The 22732-nt window shown below is 47.4% G+C and carries 13 protein-coding genes; 12 read left to right on the top strand and 1 reads right to left on the bottom strand.

Annotated features, from left to right (window positions below; translation table 11 throughout):
• The first annotated feature begins 150 nt into the window (after positions 1–150).
• From D9Y29_RS02655 to D9Y29_RS02630, 6 genes are all read left to right on the top strand, one after another.
• Positions 151–3315, top strand: a complete 3165-nt coding sequence (locus tag D9Y29_RS02655; protein WP_127124881.1) for a SusC/RagA family TonB-linked outer membrane protein — start codon at positions 151–153, stop codon at positions 3313–3315.
• 19 nt (positions 3316–3334) lie between these two features.
• Positions 3335–4975 (top strand): RagB/SusD family nutrient uptake outer membrane protein, encoded by a 1641-nt coding sequence (locus D9Y29_RS02650; RefSeq protein WP_127124880.1) that lies wholly within the window; start codon positions 3335–3337, stop codon positions 4973–4975.
• Between the two features lie 28 nt (positions 4976–5003).
• Positions 5004–5897: a DUF5017 domain-containing protein gene (locus D9Y29_RS02645; RefSeq protein WP_127124879.1), complete on the top strand. Its 894-nt coding sequence runs from the start codon at positions 5004–5006 to the stop codon at positions 5895–5897.
• On the top strand, positions 5897–7915 hold the full coding sequence (locus D9Y29_RS02640) for a glycoside hydrolase family 97 protein (RefSeq protein WP_127124878.1): 2019 nt from the start codon (positions 5897–5899) through the stop codon (positions 7913–7915). Before D9Y29_RS02645 ends, D9Y29_RS02640 begins: the two co-directional genes overlap by 1 nt.
• Positions 7912–10746, top strand: coding sequence for a glycoside hydrolase family protein (locus D9Y29_RS02635; RefSeq protein ID WP_127124877.1), 2835 nt, complete (start codon positions 7912–7914; stop codon positions 10744–10746). Before D9Y29_RS02640 ends, D9Y29_RS02635 begins: the two co-directional genes overlap by 4 nt.
• 75 nt (positions 10747–10821) lie before the next feature.
• Positions 10822–13104, top strand: coding sequence for an FAD-dependent oxidoreductase (locus D9Y29_RS02630; RefSeq protein WP_127124876.1), 2283 nt, complete (start codon positions 10822–10824; stop codon positions 13102–13104).
• 97 nt (positions 13105–13201) lie between these two features.
• Here D9Y29_RS02630 and D9Y29_RS02625 read toward each other — a convergent pair whose 3' ends face one another.
• On the bottom strand, positions 13202–13909 hold the full coding sequence (locus D9Y29_RS02625) for a DUF4198 domain-containing protein (RefSeq protein WP_127124875.1): 708 nt from the start codon (positions 13907–13909) through the stop codon (positions 13202–13204).
• 172 nt (positions 13910–14081) lie between these two features.
• Here D9Y29_RS02625 and D9Y29_RS02620 point away from each other — a divergent pair, with 172 nt between their 5' ends.
• The 6 genes from D9Y29_RS02620 (at position 14082) to D9Y29_RS02595 (ending at position 22718) form a co-directional block, all read left to right on the top strand.
• Positions 14082–14675 carry an RNA polymerase sigma factor gene (locus tag D9Y29_RS02620; protein WP_164735215.1) on the top strand — a complete coding sequence of 198 codons (594 nt, stop codon included), beginning with the start codon at positions 14082–14084 and terminating at the stop codon, positions 14673–14675.
• A gap of 72 nt (positions 14676–14747) precedes the next feature.
• Complete coding sequence (locus D9Y29_RS02615) at positions 14748–15899, top strand: FecR family protein (protein WP_127124873.1); 1152 nt, start codon at positions 14748–14750, stop codon at positions 15897–15899.
• Between the two features lie 206 nt (positions 15900–16105).
• Positions 16106–19291, top strand: a complete 3186-nt coding sequence (locus D9Y29_RS02610; RefSeq protein WP_164735214.1) for a SusC/RagA family TonB-linked outer membrane protein — start codon at positions 16106–16108, stop codon at positions 19289–19291.
• 17 nt (positions 19292–19308) lie between these two features.
• Positions 19309–20820 carry a RagB/SusD family nutrient uptake outer membrane protein gene (locus tag D9Y29_RS02605; protein WP_127124871.1) on the top strand — a complete coding sequence of 504 codons (1512 nt, stop codon included), beginning with the start codon at positions 19309–19311 and terminating at the stop codon, positions 20818–20820.
• A gap of 7 nt (positions 20821–20827) precedes the next feature.
• Positions 20828–21376 carry a discoidin domain-containing protein gene (locus D9Y29_RS02600; RefSeq protein ID WP_164735213.1) on the top strand — a complete coding sequence of 183 codons (549 nt, stop codon included), beginning with the start codon at positions 20828–20830 and terminating at the stop codon, positions 21374–21376.
• Positions 21377–21404: 28 nt separating this feature from the next.
• The gene (locus tag D9Y29_RS02595) at positions 21405–22718 is read left to right on the top strand and encodes a DUF3472 domain-containing protein (RefSeq protein ID WP_127124869.1); all 1314 of its coding nucleotides are present in this window, start codon (positions 21405–21407) and stop codon (positions 22716–22718) included.
• The last annotated feature ends 14 nt before the right edge of the window (positions 22719–22732 follow it).

Here is a 22732-nt window from a genome sequence, read left to right as displayed (position 1 = left end):
TTGTATTGGGAACATTCCCGCTTTCTGGGAACATTCCCAATTTATAAACAGGCCAATATTCTTTGTGCAGATAAGGGTATTCAGCATATTTGTTTACGAACGACGCTGCATATGAAAAAACAACTAACTGCAATTTATCTTGCTACCTTAATGTTAGCATTTGCATTCTCAGGCCTTCATGCCCAGAATGCACCCGCCACTTCAACTTCAAAAACCATTACCGGTAAGGTCACCGATGCCGGGAACGAGCCCCTGGAGGGAGTTACGGTTCAGCTCAAAGGGAAGGACCTAACAGTTGCCACCAATGAAAAAGGATTGTACAGCATTACTGTTCCAGGTGTGAAAGGAGCCGTGCTGAGTTTTTCCATGGTGGGTTACTCCAGTAAGGAAATACCATTGAGGGCAACTGGTACGGTGTACAATGTGAAACTCACGGCTACCCTCACAGATCTTGACGATGTGATTGTGATCGGCTATGGTACGGTGAAGAAAAAAGATCTTACCGGATCGGTAGGGCAGGTGAAAGTGGAAGATGTAAAAAAAGCTCCGGTACCATCTTTTGAGGATGCCCTTGCAGGCCGCGTAGCAGGTGTACAGGTGAGTGCGGTGGATGGGCAGCCGGGCTCCGCCAACCTGGTAACCATCCGTGGGGGCAACTCCATTACACAGAGTAACGCTCCGCTCTATGTGGTGGACGGGTTCCCTGTTGAAACTCCCAACAACAATACTTTCAATCCTGATGATATCGAGTCTATTGAAATATTGAAAGATGCATCCGCTACGGCCATCTATGGTGCGCGCGGCGCTAATGGAGTAGTGATGATCACCACCAGGAAAGGAAAGGCAGGTATCCCTGTACTCACTTACAATGCCTGGGTTGGCGTGCAGAAAGAGATCAGGAGACAGGAAGTGATGAGCCCTTACGAGTTTGTGAAATACCAACTGGAGCTCAATCCTTCCGCTTTTACACCCCTGTACCTGAAAGATGGTAAAACACTGGAGTCTTACAGAAATATGGAAGGCGTGGATTGGCAGGATTATATCTTCCGTACTGCGCCCATGCAAAGTCACAGTATCTCACTCTCCGGAGGGAATGATAAAACGAGATATGCTTTGTCTGGCAATATTCTCAACCAGGATGGCATCATCATCAACAGTAGCTTCAGGCGTTACCAGGGCAGAATGGTATTGGACCAGGCTGTGAACGACCGGCTGAAGATTGGTATGAATGCAAACTATACATCGCTCAAAACCACTGGTCAGATCGCTACCAGTGGTGGAGAGAATGGCATCAATGCTTCGTCCTATCTCTTCTTCAGCGCCTGGGGCTACCGGCCTGTTACAGGGGATTCCCTGAACGATCTGAGTTTTGTTGAAAATGCTTTCGATTCCGATATTTCCACCAATTCCGACCTTCGTGTGAATCCTTTCATATCTGCAAAAAATGCACACAATGTGGCATTCACCAATGTGCTGCTGGCAAACGCTTACCTGAATTACGACCTGGCCAGGGGACTTAAACTTCGCATATCCGGTGGTATTACAAGGAATGCCTATCGCAGGGAGGTCTTCAACAACTCCAATACCGCAGCCGGCAACCCGCGCACGGTTTATGGTCAAACCAATGGTATCAATGGTTCGGTTACGAATATTGTATACTCCAGCTGGCTGAATGAAAATACGCTTACCTGGAACAAGCGGTTCAATAAGGACCATATCCTGAATGTATTGGGGGGATTCACGCTGCAGAAAACACGAAGAGAATCTGATGGCTTTACAGCCAACCAGGTGCCGAATGAAGGACTGGGCATCAGCGGGCTGGATGAAGGAACACCCATCCTGAGTGAATCCTCCGAATCGGATGCAGCGCTGGCTTCTTTCCTCGGCAGGGTCAATTATACATTGAAGTCGAAATATCTCTTTACCGCTTCTTTCAGAGCAGACGGATCTTCCAAGTTTGCCAGCGGTAACCGTTGGGGTTATTTCCCTTCCGGCTCCGTGGCCTGGCGTATCCATCAGGAAAAATTCATGAGCAGCTTGCCTTTTATATCTGAAGCCAAACTTCGTATGAGCTATGGCGTTACAGGCAATAACCGTGTGTCGGATTTTGCATACCTGTCTGTACTTCGTCAAACAGGTTTTACCAATGGCAGCGGCAACACCAGTCCGGGATATTATTTCAACAATGCGCATATTCCCGGCTCTGCGCCTGTTGAAGTGGGTAATAAAGACCTTAAATGGGAACGCACAGCGCAAACGGATATCGGTCTGGACCTCGGCTTCTTCAAGAATCGTATCCAGCTTACCGTGGATTACTACAACAAGAAAACCAGCAACCTGCTGCTGCTGGCCAATCTCGCAGCTTCTACCGGTTACCTGAACGGCTATAAGAATATCGGGAAGATTTCAAATAAGGGTTTTGAATTCACGCTGAATACCGTGAATGTTGACAATAAAGACTTCGGCTGGACCTCCAATTTCAATATCGCTTTCAACCGAAACAAGATCCTGGAACTGAATTATGATCAGCCAAGCATCACTACCCGTGTTCAGGGATGGAACGATAACTTCAATCAATCGCTTCCTTACCTCGCCAAACCGGGCATGCCTGTTGCCATTTTCCTCGGATATATCAATGATGGTTTGTACCAGGTGGAAGACTTCGACAAGTTGCCCAACGGCTCTTATATCCTGAAACCCGGAGTAGTGAACAACGGGCAGGACCCAACATTGATCAAACCCGGTTTTGTAAAATACAAAGACATCAATGGCGATGGCGTGGTGGATGCGAATGACCAGACCATCATCGGCAATCCGATGCCAGTTCATATAGGAGGCTTTACCAATAATTTCCGCTATAAAGGTTTTGACCTGAGCGTGTTCTTCCAGTGGGTATATGGAAACGATATCCTCAATGCCAACCGGCTCGTATTCGAAGGCATGGAAGGCAGGCAGTTTCTCAACATGTTCAAGTCGTGGGAAGACAGATGGAGGCCCGATAATACTGATGCCACGCTGCCCGTAGCCGGTGTAACCAGCCCGAACGTTTACTCCACCCGCGTGATCGAAGACGGCTCTTTCCTTCGTTTGAAAACAGTATCGCTGGGATATACATTGCCAGACGCATGGATGAGAAAGATCAAATTCAAATCCATCCGCGTGTACGCTGCAGCACAGAACCTTGTTACCTGGACGAATTATACCGGCGTGGATCCTGAAGTGTCTGTAAGGAATTCACCGTTGACACCAGGCTTCGACTGGTCTGCCTATCCAAAGGCCAGAACAATGACCCTGGGTCTGAATGTAACTTTCTAACGAATAAATTGCTTTGACTATGATAGCGAATACAGCATCATCAACCTGGTGCAACCAGCCGGTAAAAATTGCCAGGCAGGTAAGATTGGCAGGCCCTCTTCTGCTTATAGTTCTCACAGTGATCATCCTGTTTGGTTCCTGCAACAAATTCCTGGACACCAAACCTGTTGATTCCATTACTCCCGAAACTTATTATAAAACACAAACAGATCTTGACAGGGCCCTTTCGGCTGTATATGACCGTTTGGGCGACCGCCGTACTTACGGCTGCGGTCTTTGGGGATTCCTGAACTTCAGCGATGAATTCTATGTAAAGAGCCAGCCAACAGGCTATATGTCCAATACGCTCGATGCCAGTATGCTGGAGTTGAACCGCTGCTGGGAATCATTGTACGCTGGCATTGAAAGGGCCAATATGTTACTGGACCATGTAGACGGCGCAGAAGTGTCTGATTCCAGCAAGAACGAAGTAAAAGGGCAGGCATTGTTCCTGCGCGGGTTCTATTATTTTGTGCTGGTAGATAATTTTGGCGCTGTTCCATTAAAGCTCAGTTCCACCAAATCCCCGCTGGAACCCAATCTGCCCCGGACACCTATCGCTGAAGTATATGCGCAAATTATAAAGGATATGAAGGAAGCCGAAGGGCTTACGAAGGAGATCGATTTCTACGGATACGGTGGCCGTATCAGTAAATCTGCCGTACAGGCCATGTTGGCGAGGATCTACCTCACGATGGCCGGCGAACCGCTGAACGACGTTGCTAAATATGCTGACGCGAAAGTGTATGCGAATAAAGTGATCACTTCCGGAAAGCACGCACTTAATCCCAGCTTCAGCGATATTTTCATAAAACTGGCGAAGGATGAGTATGATATCAAAGAAAATATCTGGGAACTGGAGTTTGCCGGCAATAACCAGGGTGTGGTGCGCGAAGGTGGTTACGTAGGTTCCTGGATGGGCGTTTACTGCCCGAGTGTGGATACCGGTTTTGCCTATGATCACGTACATATCACGGCAAAAGTGTACAATGCCTATGAGGATGGAGACCTGCGGAGAGACTGGACCGTGGCGCCTTACCGTTTTGTGCGCGTGGGCACCACACTCCCGGTAAAGGTGGCGAGAACAAACTTTACGGCAGAGCAGATCTATGAAAGAAGCGTTGGTAAATACAGAAGGGAGTACGAAGTGGTGAGGCCCAGGAACCAGGACTTCACACCCATCAATTTCCCCATGATCCGTTATGCCGATGTGCTGCTGATGTATGCAGAAGCGGAAAATGAAGCAACAGGTCCTTCTGCCGGGGGACTGGAATTTGTGAACAAAGTGCGCAGAAGAGGTTTTGGAAAACCTGCAGACCTTGCTGATCCTGCAGTGGATCTGCCTGCAATGGCGCAGGCGGATTTCAGGGAAGCCGTTAGGGCTGAACGTTTCCGGGAACTGAGTTATGAAGGAATACGCAAACACGATCTTATTCGCTGGGGCATCTACGTTACCACCATGCAGCAACAGGTAACCGAATACCAGACCAATATGCCCGCAAGCCTTTCCGATGCCGCCATCAAACAGGCCAGCAGGGTCACTTCCAGGAGCGTACTGTTCCCCATCCCGAATACCGAGATTGCAGTGAATCCTTACGTTGCACAAAATCCCGGTTGGTAACATTCATCAAACATCCAACATCAAGGTCATGAACAAATTCATTGTATATAGTATCATCGGTCTCCTGGTGGCTTCCTGCACCAAACGAGATGAAGTGGATGCTCCATTATTTGAAGTGTCTGCCAGCGCTGCTACTTATAAACTGGGCGATTCCATTATTTTCAATTTTAAAGGTAATCCGCAAAACATCGTTTTCTGGCCCGGAACACCAGGCCGCGTATACGAATACAGGAACAGGACTTTCACTACGGGCAATAAGCTGCTGATGCGGTTCAATTCCTTCCAGCAATATGGCGTACTCAATAATATGACAGTGCTGGTGTCTGGTAATTTTAACGGTACTTATGATGCCGCGAATGTACAGGCCGCTGACTGGACGGATATCACCAGCAGGTTCACGCTTTCCCAGGGTGCTGACCAGGTCCCTTCGGGAACGGTTGACCTGTCTGAGTTTACAACTGATAACAGGGCTGCCACTATTGCTTTCCGTTATGTAGTACCAGCTATGTCTAATCCAAACCCCAATCGTTGGGTGATCCGTAGCTTTTTCATGGATATGGAAGATGCTGAAGGGGTTGTAACGCCACAGGCCAATGTAGGTACGGCAGGATGGAAATCCGTGAGCTTTGAAAACCCTGCCTCCAACTGGCTGGTGATGAGTACCCAGGTATTGACGCAGGCTACTCCTAATAATGCGGATGATGATTGGATACTCACAAAGAGTTTCAATCCCAACACCATTTCACCAGACAAAGGCATCCCCATCAAGAATATCACTACCAACCTTACACGATATTCGCCGGCAAATGATATTTTCAATAAACCAGGCACCTACAAAGTGGTGTTTGAGGCTACCAATTCTTCCTATCAGAATGAACCGGACAGGATATTGAAAGAACTTACCATTACCATTACTCCCTGATGATCAACCGAAGAATATATTCATCACTTTACGGGCTGCTGCCCATGGCGCGAGCCGCCGCTTTACAGCGCAACTCAATTGTTGGTCCTTCTGGTCCCAATCCTCACCATGCCTGGCGGCAGACCGGTTGGATCACACTCAAATTGGGGTTTACGTTGTTATTTATGCTGCTGGGCGGATTGCTTTGGGCTTCCGGCCCGGCGCTTACACTGGCTAGTCCCAATAAAAAGATCAACGCAGTTTTGTATACCGAAAATGGAAAACTGTTCTACCGCATTGCCGCCGGTGCTCAGACCCTGATCGAGCCCGCAGTATTAGGACTAAGGTTGGATGACCGTACGCCGGGAACGGATGTTCAGCAATTACGTTTGCTCCGTCAGCATACGATCCGCGAACAGCGTCCATCCCGCCTCAACAGTACAGTGTCGCTGAATCACTGTATCGAGTATACGGTTGCCGTTCAGCAAAATGATGCAACGGATACGATTGCTTTCCGGTTATTCGATAATGGCTGCGCTTTCCGCTATCAACCGGCAGGCAACTCACATGCATCGTTGCATGAAGAGCTCACCAGTTTTACCTTGCCAGCCAATGCCCGCGTCTGGTATTTTGAACGGAACAACAACTGGAAACTGAAATCCTATGCTGGTTTGTGGATGAGTACCACGCCTGCTAAATTGCCATCCGTTTCTTCACAAGGACCCATTCAGGGAAAGCCGCTGGTAGTTGAACTTCCGGGGAAAAAATTCATGGTGATCACCGAAGCGGCGCTCTATGGCTATAGCGGTATGAGATTGAAGGCGACCGGTGGGAATGCAGTGCAGGTCAACTTTACGGAGGGGGCCGCAGGCTTTGCTGTGAACGGGAAATTGCAAACGCCCTGGCGTGTGGTCCTGTTCGCTAATTCACTGGATGAACTGGTGAAAAATAAAATAATAGAAAACCTGAATCCACTGCCGGACAAGCAAATTTTCAGGGACCAGTCATGGATAAGACCAGGCATCGCCGTCTGGAGCTGGATCACGCGCAAAGAGGAGAATTATTTGGAGCCGGTGGAAGAAATGAAATTCATCGATGCCGCTGCCGAACTGAACTTCCAGTTCTCCTTGATTGATGAAGGCTGGGAAACAAGATGGCCCGGCAAATGGCAACAACTGACGGAACTCTGTGATTATGCCGCCAAAAAGAAAATTGGCATTTGGGTATGGAAACATTCAAAAGATATTCTGGATACTGTTCAACGCAACCGCTTCCTGGATAGCATCCGCGCCTGTGGTGTGGTAGGGCTGAAAACTGATTTCATGAACAGTGAAGAGAAAAGATTCATCGAATTCGAGATCGGTTTGCTGAAGGCTGCTGCCGAAAGAAAACTGATGGTGAATTTTCACGGCTGCCAGGCGCCCACCGGCGAAAGCGTTTCCTTTCCCAATGAAATGACACGCGAAGGTATCCGTGGCATGGAATTGAATATCATGAACGAACCGATCCCTTCCTGGCACAATGCAGCATTGCCTTTCACACGTTTGCTCCTGGGACATAGCGATTATACGCCTGCTTTCTTCAGCAACAAGGCCAATACCACTTACACGCATCAACTGGCCCTGCTCTATCTTTTCAATTCACCTTTTCAATGCATTGCTGAGAACCCGATTACGTTGCTGAGTGATCCGGTTTACAAACCCATTCTTCCGCTACTGCGATCATTGCCTGTTACCTGGAATGAAACGCTTGTATTGAATGGGAGTGAGATCGGTAAGCTGGCGGCATTTGCGCGACGGAAAGGAAAAACCTGGTATGTGGCAGTGATCAATGGAACAGCAACCAACAGGTCCTTCAATCTTGATCTTTCCTTTATCCGCAGCAAGCAAAACCTGCAGGCTACGGTGATCAGGGATGCAGCCGGGGACGCCGGTTTCATCAAAGAAGTGAAAAAATTGAAATCCGGAATAAATACATTGTTTACGATCCCGGCCAATGGTGGACTGGTGATCCAAATAAAGACTGATCAAAACCTATGAGATCTGCCCAGTTCAAATATTATTTGCTTCTGCTGACAGCTTGTATGCCAGTTTCAGCTTTGCTCTCGCAAGTGGTGGTTCCCGCAGGCTACACTGAAATGATCATCAGAAGCGGAAAACGGACCTACGGCTTTGCGCCAACATTCACCGTGCTGTACAATGCCACTGATCCTGGCATGGCGCTGAAGCCTGCAGGTTTGAAAAAAGTGGAATACAATGTGCTCACCTGGAAAGTAACAGACAGCAGCCGGAATGATTTTAAACAAAAGAAAATTGGCGCAGCCATGGCTGGCGATGGTTTTGATGACCGTATTCTCCGGACGAAAGCAGAATGGAGAACGGCCAATATCTTCAATGCAGGCGAAAAAACAATTGTGAAAGCCACAAGCGCCCGCAATGGAAAGGATACTGTCCATTTCAGTTTTCCATCATCCGGTAAATTCTTGTTAACCGCTTATCTTCTAAAAACTGGTCCGTACCCGTCTTTACATTTTTCCATTAAACCCTTGCAAGCGGGTTATTACAGTGTTGGTTACACCGGTGCACCATCGGTAACTGAAGAGCAGGCAAAAGGGATCTGGCAGCCACTGATCTGGCAGGAAAAACGAGTACCCGATGCCGCTTATTGCACGCCGGCATTCATGGCTACCCTCCCCACCACATTCGTGTATGATGGAACAAATACGGTTGGCGTAGTGGCCACTTCAAAAGAGGTCCCTTTCCAACCCTTGCCCACATTGACCAATAGCCGCTTTGGTGTGGCGCTGGTGAATGAACAAAAAAAATTGCAGCCACAGATCTATGCACCGATTCCCGGCGGGTATTTATCAAAAATGGAAGCAGGGCAATCATTCGATTTTTCCTGTTTCCTGGTGGTGACGCCAAAACCCATCAACCAGGCCTTTAGCCAGTTGGCAAAAGAAATTTTTGGTTTCAGGGATTTTCGAAGGAATGATATTGCGTCTCTGAATACGGCGCTTGACAATATCGTGGATTATTCTTTATCGCATTATGCATGGTTCATAGACAGTCTGAAGGGGTTCGCATATTCAACCGATGTGCCGGGAGCCGTAAAGAATGTGTCGAGCCTCCATCCACTGGAACTCGCCCTGGTGATGGATGATTCTGTGATGTTCGAGAAAAGGGCTTATCCTTTGATGGAATTCATGCTCTCGCGGGAAAAGTTCCTGTTTGCGCTTGACAGCACGCAAAAGATACAAAGTCCATCACGGAAACTGAAAGGGCCTATCGCACCACTCTCTGAATTGCTGGCGCTTTATGATGTATTCGGGAAGAAGGACCCTTTCTACCTGGAACTGGCAAAAAAGGAATACAATACAGCACGTGTGCGTAATCTCGACAATAAAGAGACCGGTAAGAACTGGATCAATGAAATGTGGCTTTACAAAGCCACGGGTGATAAAAGATATTTGCAAGCCTCTGTTGAAGGAGCCAACAAATACCTGGAGCAAAGGATCTATCAGCCACAGACTGGTTTCAATGATCCTATGCAGTCAAGCTATTTTTTCTGGCCCACTTTTACAGGCAGGTGGATCGAGTTCCTGCAATTATATGAGCTCACCAATGATGAACGCTATCTGAACGCGGCCCGCGAAGGCGCGCGTAATTATACAATGTTTACCTGGATGGTCCCGGCGGTGCCGGATAGTCTGGTTACAGTCAACAAAGGAGGTAAAGCGCCCATGTACTGGTACCTGCGCTCCAAAGGGCACAGGCAAATGTATTATCCAGAAGAGCAGGCGCCCGCGTGGCGGCTGTCTGAAATGGGCCTCACGCCTGAGTCTTCCGGTACAGCTACCGGGCATCGTGGCATCTTTATGGCCAATTATGCGCCCTGGATGCTGCGCCTGGGATATTTTACCCGGGACAGCTTTCTCACCCAGGTGGCAAAAGCGGCTATCATTGGCCGTTATAGAAACTTTCCCGGTTATCATATCAATACGGAAAGGACCACAGCCTATGAACAATTCGATTTTCCGCTGCATGCACACAAAGATCAAAGTGTAAATTCATTCCACTACAATCATATTCTGCCTATGGCCAGCATGTTGCTGGATTACCTGGTAACCGATGCTTTCGTACGAAGCAATACACAAATAAATTTCCCTGCCACCTATATAGAAGGGTACGCTTACCTGCAGAATAAAATGTATGGCGCTCAAAAAGGGAAATTCTATACAGAAAAAGAAGTGCAACTCTGGATGCCTTCCCGCTTACTGACTATTTCCGGCACAGAGCTCAATTATATCGCTGCAAGAAAAGAGAACAAGTTATTGCTGGCTTTCTCCAACCAGTCTGCAAAATCCGTTACCGCCAGGGTTACGATCGATCCCAACCGTGTGCAATTGAACAGGAAAACCACGATCCATTCATTTACAGGAAATCAGAAACTTGCCGTGAACGACAGCAGCTTTCTCATTACCGTTCCTGCAAACGGATTGGCGGCTATAGCCATCGATGGCGTAACCATCTGTTCATCTTTCCAGCAAAAGATCCTCGATCACGATACTCCGGCTAACGCCGCCGGACATGCGAAGCTGAAAGCCGGCAATGCGCAGGCCATGCTGCTGCAACTGGGCAGGTATGATCGCCGCCTTTATGTATACCTGCAGGATGATGATAACAAATTCAGCAGCGCATCACTGGTCTACTCCGTTGCAGATGGTCGTCAGCAAACCCTTACGGATAAAGCTTATCCTTTTGAATTTACCGTACCGGTGGGTGAAATGAACCCTGTTTCCTTTTATCTCTCCCTGGTTCAAACCGATGGCAAAGAACAGAAAAGTGAAACAGTGACCCTGGGGCAGTAAAGCGGACCTTTTGCAGGGCGACAGGTGATTAAAGAAAAATCAAACCGTAACCTATCAAAAATTTTAATTGTTCAGATGAAAATAGATAAAAACAGTTCAGGCGTTAAACGCGCATTTGCGAACCGGGAATTGAAGGCCGATCTGATTGTGACAGGTGGTGGTTTATCTGGTGTATGCTGCGCCATCACGGCTGCGAGGCAGGGATCAAAAGTAGTACTGGTGCAGGACAGGCCCGTACTCGGAGGAAACAGCAGTAGCGAAGTGCGCTTATGGGTACTGGGCGCTACATCACATATGGGCAATAATAACCGGTGGGCGCGAGAAGGCGGAGTGATTGACGAGATACTTGTTGAAAATACTTATCGGAATCCCGAAGGAAATCCTGTAATACTGGACATGGTTCTGCTGGATAAAGTGGTGAGTGAGCCCAATATCACGCTGCTTCTGAATACAGCCGTGTATGAGGTTGAGAAAAAGGATGCTGACACCATTCAGTCGTTGAAAGCCTTTTGCAGCCAGAACCAGACAGAATATAATTTATCTGCCCCTTTGTTTTGCGATGCCTCAGGTGATGGGGTAGTGGGATTCCTGTCAGGCGCAGCTTTCCGCATGGGGGCAGAAAGCATGGATGAATTTGGAGAAAAATTTGCGCCGTCGAAAGAATACGGAGAACTGCTGGGGCATACTCTATATTTTTACAGCAAGGATACAGGAAGGCCGGTAAGCTTCATACCGCCTGCATTTGCGCTGAACGACATCACCAAAATCCCGAGATTCAAAACTTTCAATGCACAGGACTTCGGTTGTAAATTATGGTGGATCGAATATGGTGGAAGGTTAGATACGGTGCATGATACCGAACAGATCAAATGGGAACTTTGGAAAGTCATATACGGTGTTTGGAACTATATCAAGAACTCAGGGGAGTTTCCCGAAGCGGCAAACCTGACGCTCGAATGGGTAGGCACCATTCCCGGTAAAAGGGAGAGCCGGAGATTTGAGGGAGATTACATGTTGGTGCAGCAAGACATTGTAGAGCAACGCGTGCATCAAGACGCTGTTGCTTTTGGCGGATGGAGCATAGATCTGCATCCTGCCGATGGCGTATTCAGTGAAAAGCCCGGCTGCAATCAATGGCATGCAAAAGGTATTTACCAGATCCCTTACCGTTGCCTGTACAGCAGGAATATCAGGAATCTTTTCCTGGCAGGCCGCAGCATCAGCGCCTCGCATGTTGCTTTCGGGTCCACACGGGTAATGGCCACGGCGGCCTATGCCTCACAGGCGGTTGGTATGGCCGCCGCCATGTGTAAGGAAAAAAATATACAACCTGCGGACATCATCAGGCAAGGGTATATAGATATGTTGCAGAAAAGATTATTGAAAACCGGTCAGTATATTCCCGGAATGATCTTGAAAGATGAAGCGGATAAATTATCATCCGCTAAGATCGAAGCATCCAGTGAGCTGCATTTGAAAGAATTGCCGGAAAGCGGGTTCCTGAAGCCACTGAACCTTTCACTTGCGCAAATGATCCCCCTGCAATCGGGAAAGATCGAAACCTTTATTGTGCATGCAGAAGCTGAAACGGAAACCAGTCTCGAATTTGAATTGCGCATAAGCAGTAAAACAGGAAACCATACGCCTGATATTACTATCGGCAGGAAAACATTGTCTGTTCATCCCGGTCGAAACTGTTTGCACCTCACATTTGATGCGGAGATGAAAGAATCCGGATACGCATTTCTCACCATCATGAAAAATCCGCTGGTTCAATTACACCACAGCCGGAAAAGGGTAACAGGGGTATTGTCTGTTTTCAATTCAGTGAATAAAGCAGTGTCTAATTATGGAAAGCAAACGCCTCCGGAACATATCGGAATGGACACATTCGAGTTTTGGTGCCCGCAACGCAGGCCCGAAGGGCAAAATATCGCTTTCAAATATCCAGCGGGCCTGAACCTGTTCAGTGCGGAAAATATACGAAATGGTATCGACAGACCCACATATCAGCCCAATGCCTGGGTGGCCGACTGGAATGATCCGCTTCCCCGATTGACCATCAGTTGGCCAGAGCCGCAATCCATCAGTTGTATCGATCTCTTTTTCGATTCGGATTATGATCATCCGATGGAAACTGTATTGATGCATCATCCTGAAACAGTAATGCCATTTTGTGTAAGGAATTATCGCATCAAAGACGAAAAGGGAAATCTGATAATTGAAAAAATAAACAATTACCAAACGCATAATACCATCAAACTGGATCAACCCGTAACCACCGGCAAACTGGTCCTGGAAATGGAACATCCATCTGCAGATGTGCCTGCTGCGGTTTTTGCGGTAAGATGTTATTGATCATGCTTCCCTTTCTAGGGTGATTTTGTTTGCAGTAATTGCAGTCAGCAGTAATCTGGTTTCTTCTTCTATCAGGTGTTTTGTGGATTTTTATAAATTAGGGCAATTCGCTCACATGCACACAATGTGTTACCAGGTGCGTAACTGATTTGTATGTTTTTCCATTATGTGTGCCGGGTGTTTTAAGGACCTTCACGGCTTCCAGCATATGTGTGCCTGATTGCACGGGGTGGCAAGCCACTTTCCCTTCTTCATTGCTGTACATGGTTTTCTCCCAGCCATCGGGTGATGCAACCATTACCTTGGTCTTTGCAACAGGCCGACCTTCCATGAATACCTGGAGATCCAGTGGTGATGCCAGCTTGCCGGCAGCGGCAGGGACCACAGATAGAAAAGTGGATTTTGCCAGCGATGAATTGGAAGCTTTTCCCACGCTCACGGAAGCTGTTGCATAATATTCTATTTTCCCTTCATTGTATACATCGGCAACAGTATGCGCAACAGAAAGGGTGTAGTTGCCTTCTGCTGAAGGCGTGAATTCTCCAAGGTAATGGTCCCCGGCATCCCTCAGCGTGATCTTCTGCCGATTGCCTGCCGGACCGGTAACAAAGAGCTCGATGTCCTTCATATTGCTGAACCAGTTGGCTACGGAATCCCTCTCATTGTCGGAGAATTCGCCGAGGTAAATACGTACTATATGTGCTTTGTTCTTGTTGCCTTTGGCTTCGGTTTCTATCCAGAGAGCGTGTGCAGAGGCTGCAAACGCGATGAGCACCAGGGCCAGGCTGAGTGTTATCTTTTTCATGGTGATTGAGTGAAGGTTGGTTTTTGTATGCGGGCAAAGTTGCAGGGCAGGAGGGATTGGAGCGAGCCGGATTGGGAATTACTGTTTACGCAAAACGGAAACCCTGAATTCTACACAAACGATTGCGCATTTTGTGTGAATGTATTTTCCTTATTTTTATTTCTACCAAAACATGCCCTTTACAACAACTCATACAGACGATGCACTGCTGGCAATGATTTGCAGTGATGACCAGCAGGCATTCACCCTGATCTATCGCAGGTACTGGGAGGGATTGTTCCTGACGGCCGCCAAAGCCCTGCGAAGCAGCCAGGAAGCCAAAGATGTTGTACAGGATGTTTTTCTTTCCCTTTGGACAAGGAGGAAGGAACTCCGGATCGAAGGCAGTTTGTCTGCCTATCTCCAGACCAGCGTAAGGTACAAGGCCATTCACTACATTGAAAAAAACATTACCCGCCGCGATTATCTTTCTTTGCTCACTGAAGTGGCAGAAGATAATTTTCCTCCTACTGCAGAAATTCAATTGCATGTGAAGCAGGTTCAGCAAACGATCAGGAACGCAGTTTCCAGAATGCCTCCCAAAATGAAAGCAGCGTACCAACTGAGTCGTCATGAACATCTTTCTCACCAGGAAATAGCAGAAAAGCTTGGTATATCTTCGGAAACCGTGAAGAAACATATCCAGCACGCCCTTCAGTTGATCAAAGCAGCACTGGGTTTTAATAAAGCTGCCGTGTCTGCCATCCTGTATCATCTCTTTTTTTAGAAATTATTTTATTTTTTTTTACCCCCTCCGGCATTCCCGCCGGACTATTATATAATATCAATCGGCCTAACAATGGATGAAAAGAAGGCAAAAGCCCTCCTTGAAAAATACCTGTCCGGACAATCCACACCCGAAGAAACCCAATGGGTAGAACAATGGTATGTCCGGCTGGTTGAAACGGGTGAGTGGGAGTGGAATGAAGGAGAGAAGGAGCAGGTTCAGGAGGAAATGGAAGAACAAATACTGGGAAGAATAAATGCAAAACCAGCAGTGGTCTGGTCTTTTCGTAAAGTTTGGTGGGCTGCGGCAGCAGTTTTGTTATTAGTGCTTTGTGGTGGCGCCTGGATGTTTTTCTCCGGAAAGAAGAGCGAAATACGAATAGCTGCTGAAGAATCGAGGTACCGGAATGATATCTTTCCTGCGCGTCAGCAGGTAGTCCTGACCCTGGCCGATGGCAGTAGCAGGATACTTGATACGGTTGCCAATGGAGCGCTTTCCCTGCAGGGAATGCAGGCCGTGAAGAAAGAAGGGAGTATCACCTACCTGGGCACACAATCAGCTGCTACAGTATACAATTCCATAGCAACGGAAAAAGGACGCACTTTCCGTCTGCAATTGGCTGATGGTACAAGGGTATGGCTGGATGCAATGTCGTCCATTCGCTTTCCTGCCACATTTGGAGAGGCAGAGAGGATAGTGGAAGTGACCGGTCAGGTATATTTTGAAGTAGCGGCTGTAAAAGATGGAAAAGGGAAAAAGGTCCCTTTCAAAGTAGTGTCTGATCAACAGCAGGTAGATGTGCTGGGCACTCACTTCAATGTGAATACTTATGACAGGCAGGATATTCAAACCACTTTGCTGGAAGGGAAAGTAAAAGTGGTTAGCAAGAAAGATGGCCCATCGCTGGAGTTGAAGCCCGGAGAACAATCACAATTGGATAGTGATGGAAAACTGGGTTTGATTGAAGCAGTGGATGTAGATGAGGTGATGGCATGGAAAAATGGAAAGTTCCAGTTCAACGGTAGTACGGTAGAGCAGATCATGCAGCAATTGGCAAGATGGTACAATATTGAAGTTGTATATAAAGATAAAATTCAGGAAACTTTTGTAGCGGAGATGGAGAGGGACCTTCCATTGGCCCGATTCCTGGAATTATTGGAAATGACCAGGCAGGTAAAGTTCCTGGTGGAAGGGAAAAGGGTAGTTGTAATGAAAAATAACTAAGGCAACAGGTTTTCGATCCATAAAAAAACCGCTCCGTGTATCAGACGAGGCGGTTTACATCCGGAGAGATCCGGATCCGGTCCGGTAATGAAAACGAAATAGGAGTATCATTTTTTATCACCAAAACGTAATGCAAAGCTATGCATTTAACTGCAAATGGCCGCTTCGTTAGCTTTCGAAGTGGAGCTCTTAAATTATTAAGGGTTATGAAATTGATTGCATCGATACTGCTGATCACCTGTCTGCAGGTGTCCGCAGGAACATTCGGCCAGTTAGTCACACTGTCCGTCAGGAACAAACCACTTGAGAAAGTACTATTGAACATCAAAAAACAAAGTGGTGTCAGGTTCATTTATGGGAAAGAACTGATCAGCAAAGCAGGTCCGGTGAGCATAGACGTGAAGGATATGCCACTGGAGAAAGCTCTTGGTCTTATCTTCCATGACCGTCCACTGGAATTCAAGATGGCGGAAAAATACGTCATCATCAGTCCCAGGGCGGCCGGTATGGCGCCGGGATCCTTCATCATCTCAAAGCAGGATCCACTTCCCGAATTTCGCGGTATGGTAAGAGACGCTTCCGGGGCGCCATTGCAAGGTGTGTCCGTTATAGTGAAGACAACCGGAAGGGGTACCAGTACAGATGTCAATGGCGCCTTTACCATCAATGCCAGGAAGGGCGATGAGCTGGAATTCTCTATCGTCGGGTACAAAAAAATAACTGTTGTGATCGGGAATGATCCGGTGATCTCAGTACTGATGCAAAAAGAGGTGACGGAAGAAAAGGAAGTGGTGATTGTGGGATATTCCTCCAAAAGAGCATCACAGTTGTCCAGTGCCGTGTCCGTGGTGTCTGGCAGTAAGCTGCGTGATGTAACATCTAATGAGCTTAGCAGTCTGCTACAGGGGAAAGCACCGGGGGTTGTAGTGTCTACCGCATCCGGAGACCCAACTTCTGAGTCGAACGTGCTGATCCGTGGCGCAGGCACCATCACTGCCGCTACCACTCCTTTGTATGTAGTTGATGGAAATATCGGCGGTACTTTTAATCCTAATGATATTGAATCAGTTACCATTTTGAAAGATGCTGCAGCCACGGGACTTTATGGCTCCAGGGCGGCCAATGGCGTGATCATCATCACTACTAAATCGGGAAAGGCCGGGAAAACAAGGATTGAGCTGAGTTCAACTATCGGCTACAGCAAAGCCACCAATGGTAATTTCAAGCTGATGAACACGCAGCAGCTTTATGACTATCAGCAAACTTTTTACAATCCGGACCCGGCTGTGTTGAAAACGAATACCAACTGGTGGGATCAGGCCTTCAGAACTGCCATGGTGAACAGCCATAATTTATCCGTATCCGGCGGGAGTGAAAAAACACAATACTATCTCTCCGGAAACTATTACAAGGAAGAAGGAACTCTGATCGATAATGGCAAGAAAGCCTATAATTTCCGCGCCAACCTTACACAGAAAGTGACAGACCGCTTCAAGGTGAGTTTCCTGATGAACGGCATCTTCACACAGGATACCTATAATCCGGATGCTACGGTATACGATGCTTATCTCAACCTGCCTTTTGATTCCGCCTATAACAGTGCCGGACAACCGATAGATGCCAGGTTCGAGAACTGGTACGGCAGGGACCGTGATAATTTCCTTCATTCCTTACAATACAATTTCTCCAAAGCCAGAAGTCTGAACATCAATGGCGACCTTAACCTTGATTACAAACTTTCAAGGCATTTCAGTCTTGCATCCTACAACAGGGCCAGGTTCTACAATTACAGGAGCGATGCGTACTACGACAAACGTTCCAAGGAAGGGGCCACCGATGGCGGCGCTGTTTACAATGAACTCACCTACACAAATGTGCTACTGACTTCAAACAGGATCCGGTATGATAATAATTTCGGCCTTCACAATCTGAGTGTACTCGCAGTTTCAGAAATCGAAAAATCTTATTATGATGTAGTGAACACTTATGCTACAGGCCTTCCTCCGGGCAGGGATGCCTTAACAACAGCTACGGGTGAAAAGAAGAATATCACTGGTGGTGTGAACGAATATATCTTCAGCAAACTGCTGGCGCAGGCCGATTACAATTTCGATAACAGGTATTTCTTTGTGGGCTCGATCGTAAATGATTATTCTTCCCGTTTCGGAAGTAATAACCCCAGCGCCAATTTCTTCCAGTTGGGTGCATCCTGGGTCATTACCAATGAAAAGTTCATGAACCTGCGTGCAGTGGATTTTCTGAAACTCCGCGCCAGTTACGGAACCACAGGCAATGCTGAATTTGGGGATTATGCAGCGATGGGGCTTTATTCCATTTCACAGTCCGCCAGTTATGCGAATGCGCCTGGTGCCTATCCGGACCAAAAGGGTAATCCCGATCTCTCCTGGGAAAGGATTAAGACCGCCAACCTGGGTGTTGACCTGGGGTTGTTCAAAAGGATCAACCTGAGTTTCGATCTGTACCAGAAACAATCGGCAGCTCTGTTATTCCAAACACCGCTGGCTGCAACTACTGGTTACAGTTATGTATGGGAGAATGTAGGTACGGTAAGGAACCGCGGACTCGAATTCAACCTCGAAACAAAGAACCTGACAGGTGAGTTCAAATGGGAGACCGGTTTTAATATGGCTTTCAATAAGAACAGGGTACTGGCTGTGAACAAGGGCCGCACAGAAGTGAATCCTGCCGCTCGTCAGCCCATTGCTGTAGGGCATGATATGGATGAATGGTTCATGCCTGTTTGGGCTGGTGTTGACCCGGAAAATGGCAATCCACTATGGGAAAAAGTATTGAAAGATGCAGATGGAAAAGAATACAATACCTACACCAATAGTTACAATGCAGCTACGCGGCGGTTCATCGGTAAGTCTTCCGCGCCAAAATTCACTGGAGGCTTCACCAATACATTTTCTTACAAAGGCATTTACCTGAGTGTGTTCATGAATTTCGTGTACGGCAACTATGTGTACAACGACAGCCGTTTCTATTTCGATAATGATGGTTTGTATGAAAGTTATAACCAGATGGTGCTGGCGCCGGGCTGGAGCCGTTGGGAAAAACCCGGGGATATCGCTACACATCCAAAACCGATACACGGTCGCAGTGACGCTTCCAATGCCACTTCCACCAGGTACCTGGAAGATGGCAGCTATATGCGCCTGCGGAATGTGCGCCTGGGTTATGATCTTCCCGCTGCCCTGATCAGCAAGGCAAGATTGTCTGGTGTAAGGATCTTCATCAGTGGCGACAATCTCTGGACAGGCACCAATTTCTCGGGAACCGATCCTGAAGTGGTATTTGGAGAAGGGGTGAGCAGTATCAAATACCCGATCAGCAAGAAGGTCCTTTTGGGGCTGAACATTTCATTCTAATGAATAAAAATTGAACGATGAAATCTATCAATATACCATCTGTATTCATCATTGCGATTGCTACCCTTTCTCTGGCCGCCTGCCGTAAAACATTTGTACCATCAACTGCCATCGATGAGAATTCTGCACTCAGCAATGCCGGTGATATCGAAACGGCTACCGTTGGCACTTATGCACTGTTCAAGAATGAAGGTTATGTACGCAGCGGGCATTTCCTTTCTGAGTACCCTACCGATGAAATAGCGCAGGGGCAGAACTCTTCAGATGATCTCACCAGGGCCTATCGTTACACACATCTGGTTACTTCCAGTCATCCCGAATTGTTTTGGGGGCAGGCCTACAAAGCCGCAGGTGCGGCAAACAGGATCATTGAAGTGATAAAAGATGATGCAACGGATGATCTCAGGCAATTGAAAGGAGAGAACCTTTATATCAGGGCTATGATGCATTTCAATCTTGTAAGGATCTTTGGAAGGCCATATCCGCAGAACGATGGAAACAACCCCGGTGTTCCGGTCCTGAAAGATGGTTTGTCTGATTCCGCAAAAGCTACACTGCCACGCAGTACTGTTAAAGAAGTATATGATTTTGTGATCGATGATCTCTTAAAAGCTGCAGACCTGATGCGTGGCGGATCCCAGGGCAAGCCCAATCCCTTCGCTTCAAAAGAAGTTGCATATGCATTATTGAGCAGGGTATACCTGTATAAAGAAGAAAACGACAAGGCGATCGAATACGCTGATAAAGTGATCAGCTCCGGAAGATATAACCTGCTTACCGGTAGCGCCTATGCGAATTATTTTCGCGGCGTTCCCGAAGGGAACGAGGAAACGATCTTTTGCATTCGTCATACAAAAACGGAAGACCGTGGCTTCTCCTCCATTGGCTCCATGTATTTCAGCGGAGATGCCAGTGGTAATGCGCAAAGCCAGGCCTACAGCGGATGGGGAGAGATCTACGCTTCCCTGAAATATGTTGATTCCCTCAATAAGTATCCGGAAGACCTTCGTAACAGTTTCATTTCGCCATATAAACAAAACGGCATACTTCAATACAATACGAAACTAACGCCCAATACGCCGATGTACTATATCAACAAGTACAGTCTGCAGGAAGGGATCGTCAATCTTAGCTCTCCGGTTTACATGCGCCTCGCAGAAATGTACCTTATCCGCGCAGAGGCCAATGCCAAACTGGGCAATGAACAACTGGCGCTGGATGATGTGAATGTGTTGCGCACCCGGGCAGGCCTTTCCGGAGCTGCCCTTCATAGCCTCGCAAGCGTTGCCGCCAGCGGCAGGACAATTCTGGACGCAGTACTGGACGAACGTTGGCTGGAACTGGCTTTTGAAGGCCATCGGGCTTATGATCTTTTCAGGAATAATAAACCGCTGGTGAGGAACTATCCCGGCTCACAAGTGGTTAACGGTAATGTGAATCAAACAGTACAGCCCACCGATAACCGGGTCATCTTCTTCATTCCCCGGAATGAGATCAACAAAAATCCAAACCTCACTCAAAATCCCTGATCAGACAATGAAATCAGCAAAAATCTATAGCATAGTCCTGGCCTGCTTCTGCGCCATGACAGCCTGTAATAAACCGGAAGCTGTATTGTTCAACGATAAGTCTACTGCTGCAAAAGCTGATAAATCGGAATGGACGGCCACTGCCGATTCTGAAACACCCGATGGCTGGGAGAATACAGGAAAGGCTTCTGCAACTATCGATGGAAATATTGCTACCTACTGGCATACCGATTACTCTGTGGTAGTGCCTTATCCACACTGGGTATTGATAGACATGAAGTCCAGTTTGCACATCGTTTCCGTAGACATTACCAACAGGCAGGCAGCCACGCCCAATAAAGTAGGTATGAAGAAATTCAGGATCGAAGGAAGCGGGGATGGAACGAATTTCTCAAGTCTTGGAGAATTTCAGTTTGCCATCACCAACGATGCGCAGCCATTCCCGGTTTCTTCAGCTAATGGTTACCGTTACCTGAAGATCACGGCGCTGGAGCCACAGGTGGCAGGAACCAATCATACTTTCCTGGGAGAGATCGATGTATATACAACCAAATAATCATTGACCTCAAAAAATCAGATAACGTATGGCTTTTCTATTATCCTGGCCTTTCCTGGAAAGGGCGTTGTATGCCTGTTTGATCTTAAGCTCCTGCAGCAAACAACAAGTGGAAAACAAAAATGAGGAACAACCTCCTGCCGGCGGGGAAGCCGCCGCCGCTACGATCAATATTCCCCTGGGAGGGAATGCTTATTTCACGCAGCAGGCTGCAGGCGGCAAAACGTTGATCACTGCGAATGGTCTGACTGACTGGACCAGCGCCGGTACCATTACCAGTACATATTTCCGGATCGGGAAAAGTGGACAACTGAAAGTTGCTGTTAAAGCCAAAGTGCCTGCGGGAACGAGTTCTGTAAAGGTTACTGTGAATGGAACGCCGTTCACATTGAATAACCTTACTGGAAGCACATTTAGAACTTACCAGGCTGGCACCATCAATGTTTCAGCTGCCGGATACGTGAAGGTGGACCTGCAGGGTATCAATAGAACGGGCGACTATTTTGCAGAGGTTTCCGATATCGTGATCAGTGGTTCTGCCACTACTGCCAATGTTCTTTTTGCCAATGACCAATCCAATTTTTACTGGTCGAGACGCGGTCCTTCCGTTCATCTCGGATATACTGCTCCTGCAAATACCGAGTGGTTCTATAATGAAGTGATGGTGCCTTCGGGAGAAGATAAGATCGGTTCTTATTTCATGAGCAACGGTTTCAATGGAGGTTATTTTGGCATCCAGGTGAATTCGCTCAATGAAAGAAGGGTGCTGTTCTCTGTTTGGGATCCCGCTGTTGGTAAAACAACGCTGGTAAGAAAAGGTCCCGGTGTAGCGGATAATGCATTTGGCGGGGAAGGAACAGGAGGACAAACATATCTCTTGTTCAACTGGCAGGCTGGCATAACCTACAAATTCCTTACGCAGGGTAAGCCCGATGGAGCAGGTAGTACTGTTTTTTCTTCCTGGTTCTTTGCGCCGGAAACTGGCAATTGGCAATTCATTGCAACCTGGAAGCAACCCAATACCAGTACATATCTTACAGGGCTCTATTCTTTCCTGGAAAACTTCAATCCTGAATATGGCTGGCAGGGCAGGAAAGCATTTTACAATAACCAGTGGGTTAAAACTGCGGGGGGCAACTGGACTGAAATAGTGAACACAAAATTCACGGCAGATGCTACTGCGCAGAACCAGCAGCGAAAAGATTATGCGGGTGGAGTGGAAAATGGAATATTCTTCTTACGCAATTGCGGATTCTTTTCAGATTTCGTGAATTACAATACGGGCTTTTCCCGTTCACCAACAGGACAGCAGCCTTTGGTTGACTTCAACAACCTGCCTTAAGCAGTCAGGTAGTA

Source organism: Pseudoflavitalea rhizosphaerae, assembly GCF_003991355.1.
Classification (GTDB): Bacteria; Bacteroidota; Bacteroidia; order Chitinophagales; family Chitinophagaceae; genus Pseudobacter; species Pseudobacter rhizosphaerae.
The sequence above is the reverse complement of the archived record's forward strand: the minus strand, read 5'-3'. Positions and strand labels throughout refer to the sequence as shown.

What these genes read in the sequence shown, in the direction of transcription:
- D9Y29_RS02655 (WP_127124881.1), top strand. Translation starts at nt 151, where the DNA reads ATGTTAGCATTTGCATTCTCAGGCCTTCATGCCCAGAATGCACCCGCC.
- D9Y29_RS02650 (WP_127124880.1), top strand. Translation starts at nt 3,335, where the DNA reads ATGATAGCGAATACAGCATCATCAACCTGGTGCAACCAGCCGGTAAAA.
- D9Y29_RS02645 (WP_127124879.1), top strand. Translation starts at nt 5,004, where the DNA reads ATGAACAAATTCATTGTATATAGTATCATCGGTCTCCTGGTGGCTTCC.
- D9Y29_RS02640 (WP_127124878.1), top strand. Translation starts at nt 5,897, where the DNA reads ATGATCAACCGAAGAATATATTCATCACTTTACGGGCTGCTGCCCATG.
- D9Y29_RS02635 (WP_127124877.1), top strand. Translation starts at nt 7,912, where the DNA reads ATGAGATCTGCCCAGTTCAAATATTATTTGCTTCTGCTGACAGCTTGT.
- D9Y29_RS02630 (WP_127124876.1), top strand. Translation starts at nt 10,822, where the DNA reads ATGAAAATAGATAAAAACAGTTCAGGCGTTAAACGCGCATTTGCGAAC.
- D9Y29_RS02625 (WP_127124875.1), bottom strand. Translation starts at nt 13,909, where the DNA reads ATGAAAAAGATAACACTCAGCCTGGCCCTGGTGCTCATCGCGTTTGCA.
- D9Y29_RS02620 (WP_164735215.1), top strand. Translation starts at nt 14,082, where the DNA reads ATGCCCTTTACAACAACTCATACAGACGATGCACTGCTGGCAATGATT.
- D9Y29_RS02615 (WP_127124873.1), top strand. Translation starts at nt 14,748, where the DNA reads ATGGATGAAAAGAAGGCAAAAGCCCTCCTTGAAAAATACCTGTCCGGA.
- D9Y29_RS02610 (WP_164735214.1), top strand. Translation starts at nt 16,106, where the DNA reads ATGAAATTGATTGCATCGATACTGCTGATCACCTGTCTGCAGGTGTCC.
- D9Y29_RS02605 (WP_127124871.1), top strand. Translation starts at nt 19,309, where the DNA reads ATGAAATCTATCAATATACCATCTGTATTCATCATTGCGATTGCTACC.
- D9Y29_RS02600 (WP_164735213.1), top strand. Translation starts at nt 20,828, where the DNA reads ATGAAATCAGCAAAAATCTATAGCATAGTCCTGGCCTGCTTCTGCGCC.
- D9Y29_RS02595 (WP_127124869.1), top strand. Translation starts at nt 21,405, where the DNA reads ATGGCTTTTCTATTATCCTGGCCTTTCCTGGAAAGGGCGTTGTATGCC.